The organism is Nocardia sputi, assembly GCF_023501985.1.
In genome coordinates this window covers 389,856-407,596 of sequence record NZ_JAMFLC010000003.1, presented here as the reverse complement: position 1 = coordinate 407,596, position 17,741 = coordinate 389,856, and the positions used below count along the sequence as shown (strand labels likewise).

General features: G+C 62.7%; 14 protein-coding genes and 6 pseudogenes. 15 read left to right on the top strand and 5 right to left on the bottom strand.

Annotation, left to right across the window (positions count from 1 at the left end; genetic code table 11):
- Window positions 1-144: 144 nt before the first annotated feature.
- Together M8859_RS06680 and M8859_RS06675 are read right to left on the bottom strand one after the other, a co-directional pair.
- Window positions 145-3,828 (bottom strand): FkbM family methyltransferase, encoded by a 3,684-nt coding sequence (locus M8859_RS06680; protein ID WP_249643992.1) that lies wholly within the window; start codon window positions 3,826-3,828, stop codon window positions 145-147.
- 14 nt (window positions 3,829-3,842) lie between these two features.
- On the bottom strand, window positions 3,843-5,714 hold the full coding sequence (locus M8859_RS06675) for a type I polyketide synthase (RefSeq protein ID WP_249643991.1): 1,872 nt from the start codon (window positions 5,712-5,714) through the stop codon (window positions 3,843-3,845).
- Between the two features lie 766 nt (window positions 5,715-6,480).
- Here M8859_RS06675 and M8859_RS06670 point away from each other — a divergent pair.
- Window positions 6,481-7,809 (top strand): aspartate aminotransferase family protein, encoded by a 1,329-nt coding sequence (locus tag M8859_RS06670; RefSeq protein WP_195072385.1) that lies wholly within the window; start codon window positions 6,481-6,483, stop codon window positions 7,807-7,809.
- 9 nt (window positions 7,810-7,818) lie between these two features.
- Here the strand turns inward: M8859_RS06670 and M8859_RS06665 are convergent, their stop codons facing one another.
- The gene (locus M8859_RS06665; protein WP_159925480.1) at window positions 7,819-8,322 is read right to left on the bottom strand and encodes a nitroreductase/quinone reductase family protein; all 504 of its coding nucleotides are present in this window, start codon (window positions 8,320-8,322) and stop codon (window positions 7,819-7,821) included.
- 103 nt (window positions 8,323-8,425) lie between these two features.
- Here M8859_RS06665 and M8859_RS06660 point away from each other — a divergent pair, with 103 nt between their 5' ends.
- Both M8859_RS06660 and M8859_RS06655 read left to right on the top strand, forming a co-directional pair.
- Entirely contained in the window at window positions 8,426-8,794 is a 369-nt protein-coding gene (locus M8859_RS06660) for an arsenate reductase family protein (RefSeq protein WP_159925470.1), read from the top strand.
- A gap of 117 nt (window positions 8,795-8,911) precedes the next feature.
- Window positions 8,912-9,592 (top strand): TIGR00266 family protein, encoded by a 681-nt coding sequence (locus tag M8859_RS06655; RefSeq protein ID WP_159925468.1) that lies wholly within the window; start codon window positions 8,912-8,914, stop codon window positions 9,590-9,592.
- A gap of 16 nt (window positions 9,593-9,608) precedes the next feature.
- Here the strand turns inward: M8859_RS06655 and M8859_RS06650 are convergent, their stop codons facing one another.
- Window positions 9,609-10,193, bottom strand: a complete 585-nt coding sequence (locus M8859_RS06650) for an NUDIX hydrolase (protein WP_195072386.1) — start codon at window positions 10,191-10,193, stop codon at window positions 9,609-9,611.
- A gap of 53 nt (window positions 10,194-10,246) precedes the next feature.
- Between M8859_RS06650 and M8859_RS06645 the strand changes: the two genes are divergently transcribed.
- On the top strand, window positions 10,247-10,627 hold the full coding sequence (locus tag M8859_RS06645; RefSeq protein ID WP_159925464.1) for a nitroreductase family deazaflavin-dependent oxidoreductase: 381 nt from the start codon (window positions 10,247-10,249) through the stop codon (window positions 10,625-10,627).
- 275 nt (window positions 10,628-10,902) lie between these two features.
- On the opposite strand, the pseudogene M8859_RS06640 reads toward M8859_RS06645, so the two are convergent.
- Window positions 10,903-11,192 (bottom strand): annotated as a pseudogene (locus tag M8859_RS06640) (transposase); the annotation flags it as partial.
- A 124-nt stretch (window positions 11,193-11,316) separates the two neighbouring features.
- On the opposite strand from M8859_RS06640, the gene M8859_RS37560 reads away from it, so the two are divergent.
- The 11 genes and pseudogenes from M8859_RS37560 to M8859_RS06595 all read left to right on the top strand — a co-directional run bounded on the left by M8859_RS37560 (window position 11,317) and on the right by M8859_RS06595 (window position 17,546).
- Window positions 11,317-11,544, top strand: coding sequence for an integrase core domain-containing protein (locus tag M8859_RS37560; RefSeq protein WP_369412156.1), 228 nt, complete (start codon window positions 11,317-11,319; stop codon window positions 11,542-11,544).
- A 227-nt stretch (window positions 11,545-11,771) separates the two neighbouring features.
- On the top strand, window positions 11,772-12,563 hold the full coding sequence (locus tag M8859_RS06635; RefSeq protein WP_159925460.1) for a GNAT family N-acetyltransferase: 792 nt from the start codon (window positions 11,772-11,774) through the stop codon (window positions 12,561-12,563).
- A gap of 308 nt (window positions 12,564-12,871) precedes the next feature.
- Window positions 12,872-13,103 (top strand): annotated as a pseudogene (locus M8859_RS06630) (transposase); the annotation flags it as partial.
- Window positions 13,104-13,149: 46 nt separating this feature from the next.
- Window positions 13,150-13,898, top strand: a pseudogene (locus M8859_RS06625) (transposase); the annotation flags it as partial.
- A pseudogene (locus tag M8859_RS06620) lies at window positions 13,865-14,359 on the top strand (transposase); the annotation flags it as partial. The pseudogenes M8859_RS06625 and M8859_RS06620, both read left to right, overlap by 34 nt.
- 206 nt (window positions 14,360-14,565) lie before the next feature.
- Complete coding sequence (locus M8859_RS06615) at window positions 14,566-15,381, top strand: GNAT family N-acetyltransferase (protein ID WP_249643990.1); 816 nt, start codon at window positions 14,566-14,568, stop codon at window positions 15,379-15,381.
- Between the two features lie 378 nt (window positions 15,382-15,759).
- Window positions 15,760-15,882 (top strand): annotated as a pseudogene (locus M8859_RS37555) (IS5/IS1182 family transposase); the annotation flags it as partial.
- 154 nt (window positions 15,883-16,036) lie between these two features.
- Window positions 16,037-16,696, top strand: a complete 660-nt coding sequence (locus M8859_RS37550; RefSeq protein WP_195071206.1) for a polymorphic toxin type 37 domain-containing protein — start codon at window positions 16,037-16,039, stop codon at window positions 16,694-16,696.
- Entirely contained in the window at window positions 16,693-17,001 is a 309-nt protein-coding gene (locus M8859_RS06600) for a hypothetical protein (protein ID WP_159925452.1), read from the top strand. The genes M8859_RS37550 and M8859_RS06600 overlap by 4 nt, the downstream gene beginning before the upstream one ends.
- 141 nt (window positions 17,002-17,142) lie before the next feature.
- Window positions 17,143-17,235, top strand: a pseudogene (locus M8859_RS37920) (polymorphic toxin type 37 domain-containing protein); the annotation flags it as partial.
- Entirely contained in the window at window positions 17,235-17,546 is a 312-nt protein-coding gene (locus M8859_RS06595) for a hypothetical protein (protein ID WP_159925450.1), read from the top strand. The pseudogene M8859_RS37920 and the gene M8859_RS06595, both read left to right, overlap by 1 nt.
- The last annotated feature ends 195 nt before the right edge of the window (window positions 17,547-17,741 follow it).

The window sequence follows — 17,741 nt, the reverse complement described above, 5'->3', positions numbered from 1 at the left end:
GATCACCAATTTCACTCGTGGAATACTGGCCCACCCAGATGCGTTAGCGCTGAGGGAATATCGTTTCCCTGTGCTCGGCCACGCCCAGAGTCCGTGTCGTAGCGGCAGTCACGGCAATATTCGACCGGGCCCGTCCCCGCCTCGCTACGCATCCCGCCTGTGCTGGGTTCCGCGCTCGGCATGCTCGGTGCTGTCGTCCGAACCGCCGCTGTCTGTTCGCAGCATTGCGGCTATGGACCGGATCGTGTTGTTCTCGAAGGTGCTGATCGGGGGCATGCGCCTGCCGGTCAGTTCGCTCAGTTCGGCCATCACCTGGACAGCCCGGAGCGATGTGCCACCGAGATCGAAGAAATTGTCGTCCACTCCGACCTCGTCGACACCGAGTACGTGCTGCCACAGATCGACCAGTTTGCCTTCGATCTCATCGTTCGGCCTTGTGGGTGCGGCTTGCCGCGCCGGCCTGCTCCGGATTCGACCAGCGTCGATGGCTGCGACGATGGCATCCAGATCTCGAAGCTCTTCGACGATTCTCGTGTAAGGTATGTCTGAATTCCTGGAATTGGACACGAACCCACGTCCTGTGGGCAGCTTGCGTTGCACGGTGTTCGTCGTGGTTTCCGTTTTCACTCCACGGCTACGATCTATAGATCCCCCAAACGCTATTGAGGCATTGCCTGTCAGGATGAACCGGAACTCCTCCCCTTCTGAATGCGAACTGCTCGATACAGTTTCGAAATACGCGCGAGCCGGTTCGTTTCGTCCCGTCGGTACGAACACGATCTCGATGCGGTCGCGACCATAGTTCCTGGCGATTTCACCGAGTGCGGTCACCATCTGGTCCTCGACACCTCGGCTCAGGGCGCGGCAACTCAGGAAGAATGAATTCACTTGCAGAGCGGTCTCGGTTGGTCGGAACAGCGTCGCGCCGACAAGGCCGTAGTCACCGAACCGATCCTGGACCCGAACCGTGAAGCAATCGAAGGACCCTGAGGTCAGCGCCTCGTTCAGTTGGGCCTCGGTCTGCCGTGCCCCGGTGGTGGTGAACTGGTTGGTGCGCTCGGTGAGCTGGGCAACCCGTGGTAGGTCGCTGGGCTTCCATGGATGTATATCCACTTGGAGATCGAGGCTCGCCAGGAAAGATTCGAAGGTGATGGACTCGGCTCGTGCCGCCTGCCGTTGCTGCTCCTGGCGGTACCGTTCGTTTCGTGCTCGGTCCTCATCGGTGAGTCTAGCCCGATCCAACGTCCAGATATGGTCGAGGAAGCGCGGAATTTCCGATGTAGTATCTGGGATTCGGAGGGTCAATACTTCAGGCAGGTTCGCCTGAACCTCGGCGCACTCGACCGGGTTGTCGTCGAGGAAGACAAAGTCGGAGAGGCTGAGGCCGAGTTCCTCGGCCAGTGAAACGAGATTGGCCGACTTGTGCTGCCAATTCAGCCGGTGTGCGGCAATGTGGTCGAGCTGGAGGGGCATATCGGTCCGCTGGGCGAAGACATCCAGAACGTCTGCTGGATTGTTTTTGCTACACAGGCAGATGAGCACTCCCAAGTCATGCTGGCGGACGACGAATTCTTGGAGTTCTTTCCGGTACGGATCTATGTGCACACCATGCGGGCCATCCTCGCCGCATACACCGGTCCACAGAGTCTGGTCACAGTCCAAGACAAGTACCTTGGCCGGTGGCTGCCGAGTGGTTAGATACCGTCGGGTGATCATGGTGCCGAGGGCTGCGAAGAATCGATTGGTGTAAGGGATACGCCCGAGTCGTTCAGCACGTACGTCAACATAATCTGATACTGCGTAGTAACGTTGAAGTTCGTCGGGCGTGATCACCACAACATCAGGCAAGTCGGTGACCACTTGCACAAGTGCATCGTCGACTGGCGGACACAACACGAAAATGCACGGACCTTCGACACGCTGACGGAAAGCTTCGAATGCGCCGGCCAACTCCTTGCCTAGCGTAGTTGCTGGACCGGGAGTGCCCTCGAAGCGTGCCTTCGGCGACGTTCCGATCGACATGTTATTGTGGTTTTGAGGCCAAGACGACGTATTTCGCGCGTAGACGTTCACGAATCCGGTGCCCATCAGGAGTTCGTCCTGATCATCGACGTGGACGGTGAACCCGTGGTCCGACAGCATCTCCGCGACACGAATCCCGTCTTCTGGAGTATGCACCTCGGCTACGACCTGCCTGATGAGCTGCCAGTGCTCGTCACGGATTCCGGCCAGGATGCCAACTTCACTGCCTTCAGCGTCGATCTTCAATAGATCGACTCGCTCGATGGAGTGCTCGGTAAGCACGCTGGAAAGGGTTCTGGTCTCAACGCGGTGAGTCTCGCCAGCAAGTCTGTCGGCAGTGAATTGCGCTACCAGCGGGTCGAAGTCGGGTGATTCGGCCGGCATGTTCCGGCGTAGCATGTTCCGGACCACAGCCTCCACCGCCCGGCGGTCCCTTGTCTCATTTGCGGCAAACCCCGAGTATGCTGGAGAATTCGGATAAAAAGTGAATTCCTGCACTGAATTCTTGTCCGCGAGGCCATAATTGAATAGTATTGCGTCCGGGCAGTTGCGCAGAAGAATATCGAATGTCGCCGGTGCCGGCTCGAATGCATACACTCGAGCGTTTGGGCATCTACTGCGCACGAACATTGTGAACATCCCGATGTTCGCACCTACATCGAAAACGCAGGGATCGTCGGGAAGTTCAATCCCATGCCGAAGGTACACTTGCCGCTCGAAGATCTCCTTGTACAGGTACTCGGTTTCATATGGCACGAGTTCCGCAATATCTTGCGGACCGCCTCGTAACAGATCTTCCGGGCGAACGAGGACCACATTCAGGCCTTCGGTATTGGTGGACAGCAGGCTGCCTGGATCGAGTAGTTGCTGGAAAACCTGGTTGTACCCGGCGAACTTGATGTCTGCAGATATGCCGAGCGCATCGAACCAGAATTCCAGTGAGTCCTCGAGCGGCTCGGCCGTGAATGTAGCCGCGACTGCGACTTGCAGCGCCTCACTCGCCGAGTGTGACGAGTCCAAACAGCGCAGGCGCATACCCGTCAGTTCAACGATCAGCTGACCCTCATCATCGAGCAGTACCGCATCGCCGGTCACCTCATCGGAGTCTGCTCGCCACCCTGGCCGAAGTTTTGCATATACTTTTCCGATTTGCGGTGAAGTCGGAGTGTCTGTCAGGCGCAGCCGCTCGAGGCCTACAAGTGCGAACGTACGATCGGAAACCCCGGTCGCTGCGGTCAGCGCTTGCATGGCAGTGTCAACGGTAGTCAGGCTCGGGGTCGTCGGTGACTGCCAGGTCGCGACAACTCGGCCATCGCCGACTCGGCACCTCTGGATGCTGCGAAACCTGGGACCGAAATAGTTTCCAGCGGAAGCCATCTGGGCGTACAGTGCCTCACCGCTGATTTCCGTACCCTGTTGCCACAATGGATCCGCGATATCAAGTAGAGGGTCGTCTTGCGCGGACTGAGTGGGGATAAAGGCGGTTGCGTGTTGTACGTCGGTTGCTGCCCCGGTCGCCGTGAACTCCCACCTGTTGTCCTGCCCAGGGATCAGTTCGATCTGGAGTTCACGTGGCGCGTCTGGTGACAGGACCAACGCGTGGTCGAAGGACACATCCTCCAGGACCGATGGTCGGACTCCGATAGTCACGGTCGCTGCGGTCAACGCCAAGTCCAGGTACACCGAGCCCGGAAAGACGACCATATCCTGGAGCTTGTGGTCGGCAAACGAGTCGGCAGTCAGCTCCACTACCCAACGGTTACCGGGTGGTATCGCACGTCCGAGAAGGCTGTCGTACAGTGCCATGCGAACCATCCCGGTCACGATTGGACCCCCTCGGGCGTCGGAGCCGCCACTTCGGATATGCGTGGATCCGGCTCGAGCCAATAACGTTCGGTCTGCCAGGGATAAGTCGGTGCGGGAACGAAACGCGCACCTGGTTCGGCGAGCACGCTCCAATCAATGGGCTGGCCGGTGATGTAGCGCACAGCGACATGATCGAGAGGCAGGTTGGACTGTTGTCCTGCCTGCAGGCGTCGGCCTGTCTGCAGATCGGGATTACTCACGTGGCCGACGGCGAGTCCGGGGGCATTCGTGCGGTCCAGAAAGCAGCCGAGGGCGATAATCAGTGCGTCATGGTCTGCCGCGGTAATCGCCAAGCGGTAGGCGTGATGGTGACGGCGGTTTGCGGCCGTATAGCAGACATCACGGAGCTCGAACTCTCGCCCGATGCCTTCCGGCCCGAGATAGCGAATGTAGGCGCGAGCAAGGTCGTCGAGCGCATTCGATGTATGCGCAGATACGACTAATGTGTGTGCTTGCCCGACCTGGGCTGAAGAACGCGGGGCGACCCACCGAGCGTCAGCTTGTCCGATGACAAGATGGGTATTGGCCGAGGAAATACCTTGCCCACTGATTCCCGCGATCGCGGGACGGTCCACGGTTGGTAAGGACTGGACCGTTGTAGGAACGATCAACGGAAGATCGTCCCACGGAATCGCTGGGTTCGGTGTGTTGTAGTGCAGGCTTGGCACTACCTGGTGATGTTCGAGACACAGGACAGTCTTGATCAGCCCGGCGATGCCGGCGGCCCCTTCAGTGTGTCCGATGTTGGTCTTGATGGAGCCCACGAAGCACGGATGGTCCGGGGAACGTTCTTTGCCGAGAACTGCGGCGAGCCCGGCGAACTCAGCGGGGTCGATCAGCGGTGTCCCGGTCCCATGTGCCTCGATGAAGTCCACATCGGCCGGATCTATGCCGGCGTCGGCGTAAGCCCATCGGAGCATCTCTATCTGTCCCTCGACCGACGGGGTGAGAAGTGAGTTGCTGCTGGCACCATCATTTCCGATAGCGCTGCCCAGAACGACAGCCCGCACCCGGTCGTTGTCAGCGAGAGCCTGGGCGAGGGGTTTCAGCACAACCACTCCTACTCCGTCGGAAGCGGCGAACCCGTCAGCCGAAGCATCACCGAACTTGCATCGACCGTCCGGCGCGAGCGTTCCCGCCTGGGACAGCAGAACATCCTCATCTGCAGTAAGTTTGAGGTTGACACCTGCCGCTATCGCGAGCGTGGTCTCTCCCGCACGCAGACTTTGACATGCCAGATGCACAGCAACAAGGGAGGATGAGCACGCTGTATCCACGGTGATGCACGGTCCACGCAGGTCGAATGTGTAGGCCAATCGACCGGACAAAACACTGCGGTAGTTGTAGATCGAGAATGGTGTGAATTTGCGTAAGCCGCGTTGAGCGATAAGATCCCAGTAGTCCAGATGCATGCTGCCGACGTAAACGCCAGTGCGAGTACCGGCGACCCGATCGGGCGGCATTCCGGCATCTTCGAAAGCTTCCCAGGCCGTCATCATGAGTAGGCGTTGTTGCGGATCCAAGTTTTCTGCTTCTCCTGCGGATAAGCCGAAAAATCGGGCGTCGAACTGGTCTATATCACTAAGGTAGCCTGCGCGACGACTACTCACCTTGCCGAGTGCCGGATAATCGGAGTACAAGTCCTCTGTATTGTAACGGGATGCCGGCGTTTCACTCGTCGCATCCGTGCCGCTGGAGAGGAGCTCCCAAAGTTCGTCCGCGTTATTCGCGCCGGGAAAGCGACACGACATCCCTACTATCGCGATCGGTTGTGGCTGCGTTCTGGGAGTAGTTAGCTGCCCGGCGCCTTGCTGAGGTTGCGTCATGCGCATTCCTTCTTCGTGGTTCGACAATCCCCGACGTCCCGATGTTGCTGGCAGAGCCGTTCCTCGACGTCCCGATGTTGCTGGCAGAACCGTTCAGATTGCCTGTTGCGAGCCGATGGCCAGCGAGTTTTCCCTCACGGCGGCAACCGTGATTTTTCGGTTCAGGACCAGTTATTCTAAATTTTTAGAGGCTGCATAAATCGTTCATGACCGGCGTGCTTCTTTGTCGGAATCATCCATGCGTAGTCCGCTGGGGACCGCACCCAGTGGCACGGTTGCGATGCAATAATCCATACCCGAAGTCCTGAAGCGGATCCCTTGATCGGGGTATTTCGAAATCAAGGCCGCAGAGCGTTTCGTTGTACCTTCAAATAGCGTACCGTTCGTCAGCGGCATGTATCAAGAGCGTGGAACGATTTGAACCTTCAACGAGTTGATCGGGAGTCCGAGCGGTTGGAGGCCGCCGCATCGCTACCTCGGCGACGAACAGCGCAGGATCGGCGCGCGGTCGCGCACCATCGGAGAACATTTTGCAGTCGCGAAACCACTGTTGGTTCCGCTGCCGGACGAGACTCCGGAGACCGCCCGCTGGTTCACACCCCGGGTCGACAAATGATCCCAAGTCCGTGCCGGCGTCGCTGAGGCTTCCTGACCTGCGAGAAATCACAGGCGGGACAGTTCCGTCATATGCCGCGCCTTCCGCCGCGCAGGCGCCCCGATAGGGCTAGGGTGCCAATGTGCTGTTCTATCCAGGTTCGAAGGGGGAATGCGCCCCATGAGCGGGTCAGATCACGTCTTCTATCCGTGGAGCGCACAGGCCGAGTTGAATCCGGCCCCGATCACCGGGGCGTTCGGCTCGTACTTCTGGGACGAGACCGGCAAACGCTATCTCGACTTCTCCTCCCAGCTGGTCAACGTGAACATCGGGCACCAGCATCCGGACATCGTCGCCGCGATCGTCGCCCAGGCACAGCGGTTGGCGACCATCTCGCCGACGGTCGGCAACGACGTGCGCAGCGAACTGGCACGGTTGATCGTCGAGCGGGCGCCGGGGGACCTGAACCGAATCCTGTTCACCACGGGCGGCGCGGAGGCCGTCGAGCACGCGGTGCGCTTGGCGCGAAGCTATACCGGACGCACGAAAATGCTTGCCGCGTATCGCTCCTACCATGGCGGCACGGGTGTCGCGATCGGCCTGACGGGGGAACCGCGCCGCTGGGGCGCGGAGCCGACAAACGTCGACGTGGTGCGCTTCTTCGGGCCCTACCCGTACCGCTCACCGTGGGGCACGACCGGTCCCGAGGAGGAGACCGCCGCGGCGCTGGCGCACCTGCGGCAGGTCATCGAGCTGGAAGGCCCCCAGCACATTGCGGGGCTGATCCTGGAAACGGTCGTCGGCACCAACGGTGTGCTCGTGCCGCCGCCCGGTTACCTCGCGGGAGTACGGGCGTTGTGCGACGAATTCGGCATCGTCTACATCGCCGACGAGGTGATGGTCGGATTCGGCCGCGTGGGCGAATGGTTCGCGGTGCAGGCGTTCGGCGTCGAGCCGGACATCATCACCTTCGCCAAGGGGGTGAACTCCGGCTATGTCCCGCTCGGTGGCGTACTCATGGCGGAACGCATCGCGCAGCGCTACGACCACGTGGCGTATCCGGGCGGCCTCACCTACGCCGGGCACCCTCTGGCCTGCGCGGCGGGCGTGGCCTCGATCGCGGTGTTCGAGCGCGAGGAAATCCTGGATCACGTGCGGACGGTAGGCGCCGACGTACTCGGAAAGGGATTGCACGAACTCGCCGGTCGCCATCCGAGCGTCGGCGAGGTCCGTGGACTCGGCTTCTTCTGGGCGCTGGAGCTGGTTCGCAACCCGCGCACCAGGCAGCCGCTGGTCCCCTTCGCCGCGGCGGGCGCGGACGCCGCACCGATGGCCGCGGTCACCGCGGCGGCGAAAGAGCGCGGGTTGTGGCCGTTCAACGCGGGCAATCGTTTCCAGATCGCGCCGCCGCTGACCACGACGGCCGACGAACTGCGGATCGGGCTGGAAATCGTCGACGAAGTACTCGAGGTGGCCGACGGCTACGTCGAGGCGAGCTGACCCGACCGCTCAGTGCGGCGTCAGTTCCACCACGACGCCGCCCTGCTGCCAGGTCTGATAGATGTCGGCCTTCGAAGGCTCACCGTCGGCGGTGAAGCCGATACCGTTGTATTGCGCGTTCTGCTTGTTGTCCCGTGCGATGACTTCGTAGAGCCGCAGTACGTCGGCCTCGGAGGTGTGGACAACCGGATCGAACGTGCGCGGCTTGCCGCCGAACGAAGCCCGCACGGGCTCGCCCGCCCGGAGGTTCTTCACCCACGGCCGCAGGGCGGTACCGATCAGCAAGGTGTCGCCGTGCCGGGTGTAGGCCACCGGCACGTCGTAGACCGTGCCCGACTTGCGTCCGACGACGTGCAGGACCATCAATCGTTTGCCGACGATGCCGGAGAGGCCCGGGACGCGCAGCAGCGTCCGTACGACCCGATTCACCACGGACTGATACGACGGAATGGGCTCGGGACCGGACGTGGTCGGTGTGCCATAGGGGTTTTCGGACGACGCGTGCTCACTCATGCTCCCAGTATCGAAGCGCGGGCCGCGCTTCGCTGCACGACGTCCGAGATCCGCTGGCCCGCCGCCGGACGGTGGCGGTGTGCGCCCTCGGTATCCTGCGTGCATGACTTCCCGGCAGACCGAGATCTGGCACAACCCGCGGTGCACCAAAAGCCGCAATGCCACGGCGTTCCTGGACGAGGCCGGTGTCGACTACACCGTGCGGAAGTATCTGGACCAGCCGCCGACCGCCGCCGAGTTGCACGAGGTGCTGCGGCGGCTGGGCGCCGAACCATGGGACATCACCCGCACCGGCGAGCAGATCGCCGAGGATCTCGGCATGGCGAGCTGGACGCGGACCGCCGCGGACCGGGAACGCTGGATCGAAGCGCTGGTCGGGCATCCGAAGCTGATCCAGCGCCCCATCGTGCTGACAGCTGACGGCCGGGCGGTGCTGGCCCGCGACGACGCCACGCTGCGCGACCTGCTCTGACGACAGTGCTCGCCGGGCGGGCCGTCCGACGGCCCGCGGGCGACGGTTCCGGCACACGGCGTGCTCGGTGATCCATCCGGTCCTGCGGCGCGGGACATGGCGGTAGGGTCGGCGGACATGAAGGTACAACTGCGCCACAGTCCTGCCTCCGCCGTCGCTCGGTGCTTCCTGGCAAGCGGCGAACCGATGCGCGTCGAGAGCGGCGCCATGGTGGCCCACTCGGCGGGAGTCACCTTGCAGGCCAAGGCCGAGGGCGGCATCCTGGCCGGGCTGAAGCGGTCGGTGCTGGCCGGGGAATCGTTCTTCGTCTCGACCTTCACCGCGCCGGCGCAGGGCGGATGGGTCGATGTGGCGCCCGCGCTCCCCGGCGACATGCTCAACCTGCAGATCACCCCGGACCGGCCGTTCTTCATCAGCCGCGGGGGCTGGATCGCCAATTCGCATGGCGTGCAGGTGGAAAGCAAATGGGGAGGTTTCGCCAATCTGTTCGGTGGCGAGGGCGGGTTCGGCCTGCGCGCGCACGGCGAGGGCGAGATCGTGGTCGGTGTGTTCGGCGCGGTCGATGTGATCGACCTGCAGCCGGGCGAGCCTATCACGATCGACACCGGCCATGTGGTCGCCTACGACCTGGCGATGAATTTCACTATGCGGCGCGCGGTTTCGGGCCGTTCGATCCAGTCGTTGAAGTCCGGCGAGGGCTTCGTCTTCGACTTCACCGGCCCCGGCCGGGTGTTGCTGCAGACCCGCAATCCCGGTGCGTTCGCCGCGTGGGCCGGGTCGTCGGCCTCGTCCAGCTGAGCGCGGTGTCGTCCCGTCATACTTCCGTGTCCCGGTCCGGGGTCAGCAGGTCGGTGATCAGCAGGCGGGTATCGGGAACGAACGGCCAGTCCGGGTCGGCCAGGTGTGCCCGCAACTGTCCGTCGGTCCACCACCATCCGTCGGCGATCTCGTCGGGTTGGTGGCGGACGGGCCCGTCATAGCGCAGTTCGTACGCGAACAGGTGGCAGCGCATCGGTCGGCCCTCCCATTCGCCGTCCCAGGAGAGCGTGGCCACCGGTTCCGCGGAGAGGTCGGCGGGGTCGGGCGTGATGCCCAATTCCTCGGTCAATTCGCGCAGGGCGGTCTCCCGCGGCGCTTCTCCCGGTGCTACCACACCGCCGGCCAGACAGTCGTGCATGCCCGCGAAGACCAGCTTGGTTTCGGTGCGGCGGTGCACGTAGACGCGCTCGCCGTCACCGGATCGCAGGAGCACACCGGCGCTGGCGTGCCACAATCCTTCGCGGTAGACCGTGGCCCGCTCGGCGACGCCGACCGGGTCGCCCGCCCGATCGTAGAGCGCGATCGGTTCGACGCTCGGATCTGCGGAGTAGGGCGTCCCGGGAGGCGGCGGAGCGGACATCGGTCGAGAGTAACGTGCACACCGCACGCCACAGGGAGAGAGGATCGCCGCCCATGGTGCTTCCGCACGCACTGGCGAGATTCAACCGGCATGTCACCAACCCGACCGCGGGGCTGGTCGCGGGACGGGCGCCCGGCTTCGGCATCGTGCTGCACAAGGGCAGGAAGTCGGGGCGGTCCTACCGCACCCCGGTGATGGTCTTCGCACAGGACGACGCCTACCGGATCGCCCTGACGTACGGCCGGAACGTCGACTGGGTCAAGAACATTCGAGCGGCGGGCGGTTTTACGCTGGAGACCCGAGGACGCGCCGTCGAGCTGACCGATCCGGTCGTCCGGCACGACCCGTCCGCGGCGTGGGCGCCGGTGGGTGTCCGGCAGATATTGAAGACGATTTCGGCGGAGTACTACGTCGAGGCCCGTCCGGCGGACTGAACGCGCCGTCGGCCTGCGATTACTGCGCACACCTCCCCGAGCCGCTCTGCTTGGTGGAAAGCGAATCTCAATGTTCGAGCCCGCGGGAAAAAGTAGACGCACATGCTCGGCTTCCTCGTGACCTTCTTCAGCACTTGCTCACACTTCCTTCGCATCACCGCTGACGTCGCCAGGATGTTCTACCGAATCGGCGCCCTATAGCACCGAGACCCCTGCCACTCGAGCTGCTACGGGGTGGGATGTGCGGGCCGTGTGGATGGGTTTGCGTCGCCAGCCGGGATCGCCCGCACGAGCGGGCGCAGCGCTTCGGCGTCATTGGTATTGGCTGCCGAAATACCCACGGCCAGGGGCAGTCTTACGCGGTCGGACAGCACATGAATCTTCGAACCGGACTTGCCTCTATCGACCGGGCTCGGGGCCGGTCAGATCGCCCCTCTTTTCGCTCGCACCGACGCTGCGTCGATCACCGCCCGCGACAAGTCGATCAAGCCCTGGCTACCCAACTCATCGAGCACCGCGCGGTGTAATCGCCGCCAGAGACTGCCTCGGTCCACACGGTGAAGCGCGTTGTGCCGAACTCTGACCGGCGCTCACGCCCCATCCCCTCGCACTCGGATCCGACGACCAACGCCAGCCTGCCACCCAAAAAGCGGCGACCGAGCCCGCAGCCGCTCCGCTTCGGTGCCGAAATGATTTCCTCTGCGCTGCAACGGTTCTGCGCCGATCGGGTGGATATCGTATACTTGCCGCCCGGTACGCCGTGGAACAACGGGCATATCGAATCGTTCAACCGGCGGCTACACAGCGAGTCCTCAACCGCAACCACTGGACGAGCCTGCTCGGGGCCCGGGTTCTCATCGGCGACTTCGAGGACGAACACAATCGGCGGCATCGCCATTCGGCGCTGGGCTACCTGACCCCGGCCGAGTACGCTGCCCGCTGCAACCACACCCATCACCCCGTGGACTGCGGCATCAACTGGAACTGGATCGAATCAACCCCGGACTCCGATGCCGGGTGGTCGCCTTATCGGGACCGGCCACACCCACCCTGCAGGACGCTTCCACCCTGGGGCAGCGGTAGTGATAATACTGATCACTGCACATCAGCCACTGCGGAGCGCATGAAAGGTAGGAGAGCGGGGGTGCTGGGGACAAAGATAGTGCAAGCTCTCCTGCTCGCGACCGAAAAGCTGGACTTCCAGGCGACACGTGTGGCGAGACACCTCGCCGACACCACCCGTGGCAAGCACATTGGCGCGCAAGCCCTCGAAACCGTGAGCCAGACATACACCGATGGCGACCTGTCGAACGCCGCAAAACTGAAACGCTCCTTCGACTTGTGGATGACATCCGGTCGACGGAATGCGGACGGACTGTACTTGGACTCGGACGGACGGCCCATTCCCTGGTCTCTTACTCGCACAAAGATACAACAACTGACCTCGGACGACTGGCAGCTGGATCGAGAGATCGCTCTGAAAGCATTCGCCTCAGCGCCTGAGGAGTACAAGACAACGCTCGATGAAGCGCTTGAGTTTACCGACGACGAGTGGCGCCGAGCCGTGCAGGGATACCATGCCGAGTTCGTCGCCCTACAGGATGGCAAACCGATCGGTATGGTTGCGGCGGCGAAACACGACCGGCCGGATACCGTCATGGTGAAGTCTATGTTCGTAGTACCGGAGGCCCGTGGTAGCAGCGCCGCGGACCGCTTGGTTGAAGCGGTCGTGGATTGGGCCTGGAACAACGGCTACCGTCGTGTGGCTCTCTGGGTACGGGAAGAAAACCTGCCCGCCGAAAGCGTCTATCGCAGGAACGGCTTCGGGTGGACGGGTCGTGAGGAGGAAGGTCCGCGTGGCCTCCGGGTCGAAATGCATCGCTTGTTAGGCGAGTCGAGATGGAGTGCTTACGACTCAAATGGTCCACGGCCTTGAGCCGAGAGGTGGATGGGCAGTCCTGCTCACTGGCCCGGAACAGCCAGCAGCTGTCCGGTTGACGGTATTCACGGACTGGCGGTTGCCGATCAGTTCGAGCAGCAGACCGGCGAGTGGTTTCCTGATCGGTGACGGTGGTTCACCGAGCCACACGAGCACCTGGTCGCCGCGAGAACCGGGTTGCGTCCGGCAGAGTGGTGTACCAGCGATTTCGGAGCGACCGTGTGAGCGTGTCGTAGCCGGATTGTGGGCGGTCACCGCGTGATCCTTCTTGAACCCCCAAGCTCAACGAAGGAGAAGTTCACGCGATGACCTCTGTCGAGCCTATCGACCCGTCGAAGTTGTTGTCCGATCAACTCGCCGTCGCCAGCCCTTGACCTGCTGCGCACCATGCTCTCGATGTTCATCCAGTCGCTGCTGAGCGCCGAAGCCGACGCGGTGTGCGGTGCCGGCTACGGCGAACGCTCGCCCGAGCGGGTCAACTCCCGCAACGGCTACCGGCGTCGCGATTTCGACACCCGGGTCGGCACGATTGACCTGACCCCGTGAGGTCGGTCCGTCGGCTGTGTGAGTCTTGCGGCCCACGCTGTGGGCGGGAAGGCTCGATGGCGATGACACGAGGAAGCGGCACACCCCTGAGCAGGTCGTGCGGAAGTTGACCGAGGCCGATCGGCTGCTCGGCGAGGGCAAGGACGTCGCGGATGTGTGCCGGGCGCTGCAGATCACCGAAGCCACCTACTACCGGTGGCGTAACCAGTTCGGTGGACTGAAAGTTGACGACGCGAAGCGGTTGAAAGACCTCGAACGCGAAAACACGACGCTCAAGCGGCTGTTGGCTGAAGCGGAGCTGGAGAAGGCGGCGTTGAAGGAGATCGCGCAGGGAAACTTCTAGACCCGGAACGCCGGCGGGCGGCCGTGGCGCATCTGATGCGCCTCATGGGCGTCAGCGAACGGTTCGCTTGCCGGGTGACCGGGCAGCATCGCAGTACGCAGCGCCGTGCTCCGGGAGCGCAGCAGCCCACGGATCGGGATGCACCGTTGCGGGCATGGTTGCGTGACTGGGCACGCAACCATCCACGTCAAGGGTTCCGTCGCGCTTATCACGATGCCGGTGCCGAGGGCTGGATGGTGAATCACAAGAAGGTTCAACGCCTGTGGCGTCAGGAAGGGCTACGGTTGCCGCAGCGACGGCGCCGAAAACGAATCGGTGACTCGACGATCACGGCGGTGACCGCGGATGCGCCGAATCGAGTGTGGGCAGTTGATTTCCAGTTCGACGCCACCGACGACGGCCGTCCGGTGCGAGCTGGCAGCGCTGCCGCACCCACTACACGGTCAACCTGATGTCGGTGTGTCCGAAAACGTCGTGGCCGTGGGTGCGGACCCTGCTGCACTCGGTGTTTGATCAAGCAGACCCGGAATCAGTTGCCGCCCAATACGACCGGATGTTCGACGCGTTGACCGAGAAACTGCCGAAAGTCGCCGACCACCTCGACACCGCCCGCGCCGACCTGCTGGCGTTCACCAGCTTCCCCAAACAGATCTGGCGCCAGATCTGGTCCAACAACCCCCAAGAACGGTTGAACAAGGAAATCCGCCGCCGCACCGACGTCGTCGGCATCTTCCCCGACCGCGCCGCGATCATCCGCCTCGTCGGCGCCGTGCTCGCCGAACAACACGACGAATGGATCGAAGGCCGCCGCTACCTCGGCCTCGACGTCCTGGCCCGATCCCGCGCCACCGACACCAACCCAGACCACCAGGAGGAAACCACCACCCCAGCCCTCACCGCCTGACCACCAACCGGATCAGCAGTGACCGCCCCTCCTACACCACGCCCCTGGACTTGACCCAACCCCGGACTCCAATGCCGGGTGGTCGCCTTATCGGGGACCGGCCACACCTACCCTGCAGGACGCTTCCACCCTGGGGCAGCGGTAGTAATAATACTGATCACTGCGCATCAGCCACTGCGGAGCGCATGAAAGGTAGGAGAGCGGGGGTGCTGGGGACAAAGATAGTGCAAGCTCTCCTGCTCGCGACCGAAAAGCTGGACTTCCAGGCGACACGTGTGGCGAGACACCTCGCCGACACCACCCGTGGCAAGCACATTGGCGCGCAAGCCCTCGAAACCGTGAGCCAGACATACACCGATGGCGACCTGTCGAACGCCGCAATACTGGAACGCTGGAACAAGCGGGAGCGCCGGGTCGTGGAGGAGATCACCAACTGCCGATTGGATCGTGACGGTGCTCCCGTGCCTTACTATCCTCTCGCTCTCTCTACCCAGCAGCCTCTCACTCCCACAGAGGTACAACAACTGACCGCAGACGACTGGCAGCTGAATCGAGAGATCACGCTGAAGATGCTCGCCTCAGCGCCTGACGACTACAAGACAACGCTCGATGAAGCGCTCGAGCGTACCGCCGACGAGTGGCGCCGACACACGCAGTCATTCCAGGCGAAGTTCGTGGCCCTACAGGATGGCAAACTGGTCGGTGCGGTGGCGGTGGTGGAACACGACCGGCCGGATACCGTCGAGATGGTGTCGATGTTCGTGGTACCAGAAGCCCGTGGTAGCGGCGCCGCGGACCACTTGGTTGAAGCGGTCGTGGATTGGTCCCGGAACAACGGCTACCGTCGTGTGGCTCTCTCGGTACGAGAAGAAAACCTGCCCGCCGATGGCGCCTATCGAAGACACGGCTTCGGGTGGACGGGTCGTGAGGAGGAAGGTCCGCGTGGCCTCCGGGTCGAAATGCATCGCTTGTTAGGCGAGTCGACATCGACTGCTTACGACTCAAATGGTCCACGGCCTTGAGCCAAGAGGTGGATGGGCAGTCCTGCTCGCCGGCCCGGAACAGCCAGCAGCTGTCCGGTTGACGGTATTCACGGACTGGCGGTTGCCGATCAGTTCGAGCAGCAGACCGGCGAGTGGTTTCCTGATCGGTGACGGTGGTTCACCGAGCCACACGAGCACCTGGTCGCCGCGAGAACCGAAGTCGTTGCCGCAATCGGCAATTGGATCGACTTCGACAACACGATCCGGCGACACGCAGCAATCGGATGCAGAGCTTTGGCAATTCCGAGATGTCACTTCGCGGAATAACCTCGACTAAGACCGTGTCTCACGTCATTGTGACTGGTTGTCGGTGGGTCGCGATGGACTGTGATCGGTTGTGGTGCATGATGTTCGGCCGTGTCGGACAGGTTGTCGAAGCGTCTCGTTCCGGACGAGCTTTGGGCGATGGTGGAGCCGTTGCTGCCGAAGTTCGAGCTACGACCGCAGGGTGGGGGTACCGCTCCGGCCGCCGAGCGCAGCGCTTTGCGCCGTTCGTCGGTGTGGCGTCGTCGCGGAACAACGGCCCCGGACTCGAGACCGAGTTCCCGGAGTTGTAAGACAAGGTCGTCGCCAAGCTCGCGGGTGACAAAGTCCCCGACGGTGACACCAACAAGCTCGACCGCGCGGCCCAAGCGTGGAAAGCCTTCGCCGACAACAACACGATCTTCGCCGCCGGACCCCGCCTGCGAGTCGTCGCCGCCGGACTCGGCAAGTTCGATGCACCCGACATCCCGAACCTGACCGGTCACCTCGAAACACTGGCGAAGAACGCGGACGACATCAAGCTGGTCGCCGACGATCTGGCGAAATCGACAAGCAGCCACCACGCCGCTGTCGTCGCAGTTCGCGCGGACATCAATACTCAGGTGGCCGCAACGCTCGTCGTCGCGTCGGTCGTAATCGCCGTCACCGCCGTGGCAATTCGCAACCCGCGGGCGGCGACGGTGGAGGGCACTGCCCTGGACACCGCCGCGACCGCCATCGCCGGTGCAGTCGGGTCGTTCTTCACAGCACTGGCCGGGATCAAGTTCAGCGCCGCAGCACTCGCCGCAGGTGCACTCGCCACCATCACCGGCCTGGCGAGGCGGAAGGATTCGTGCCTCCCAAGGGTGGTGACCGGTGGGTGCCGAATCCGAGCCCCAAGGGGCCTCGCTTCGGCTGGGAAGATGCCGATGGAAATGTGTGGGTGCCGACCGGGCAGGGTCCTCTCGCCCATGGTGGACCCCACTGGGACGTGCAAGGCAAAGACGGCAAGGATTATGACAATGTTTATCCAGGAGGCAAGCGGCGATGAGCGACACTGAGATCACGCTGGAGGCAACCGGTGTGAGATACGGGTCACCGTTCGACGAAGCGGCCTTTTTTGAATGGCTCGACAAGATTCCTGCCGTGCGGTCATACGAAGGTGAGCTGCGAACGCTCTACATCAAGGTCGAAGCCACAGCCGGTGACGAATCGGTATACGAACTCGTATCCCTGTTCCATCGATACCACGTCGATATGTCGCAGTTGCGGGTGTTCGACACAGAGCGAATCGGGGAATGGTTCCGAAAGCCCAAAAGTTACTGGTACGCGGCTGTGTTCGGTACGTCTAGCTAGGTTGGTTGTTCGCGCACCGGACCTGTTTCGAGCTCGCGTATAGCACTGGAGCTGCCAAAAGGCGATGACTACCGGGTGCCCCGATCTCAGCGGTCGCCGCTACGGCTGGGAGCATGACGATGGAAATGTGCGGGCGCCGACCGGGAGGGCGGTGCTGCACACGGCGGCTCGCATTGGAATGTGAAGTCCCCGAAAGGCGGTTACGGAAACGTTGGACCAGGAACAGGAAGCTGATGGGCGGCGGGTCGACGGTGGTATTGGAAGCGACCGACGTCTGGTACCACTCGCGCGGTGACGAGGCGGCGTTCTTCGAGTGGCTGAATAGCATCCCCTCGGTCCGCTCGTACGGTGGGCGGCTCAGCACGTTGGAGATCGTCGTCGAGACCCCAGTAGACGACGGCTCCCTGCGAGAGCTCCTGGCCCTCTTCTACCGGTACCGCATCGGATTGGCCCAACTACGCCAGCTCGACAACAGTCAAATCGGCCACTGGTTTCGCGACCCTCAGAAGCGCTGGCACCGAGATGTTTTCGGCCCTCCTGCATAGCAGTCCCGCTCGTCAGGGCAACTGAACTCGCTCGTGATTTCAGCAGGCGGCGTCGGCGCAGTCCGCGGGCCAACTCCACCCTCATCTTGCGATCGACCGGGACAGTCGACGGATCGGGGCTGAGCAGCCCGGTGGATCGAATCACGATATTTGTGCCTGATTCAGTACTCACTGGGCGATGGGCGTATGACACGC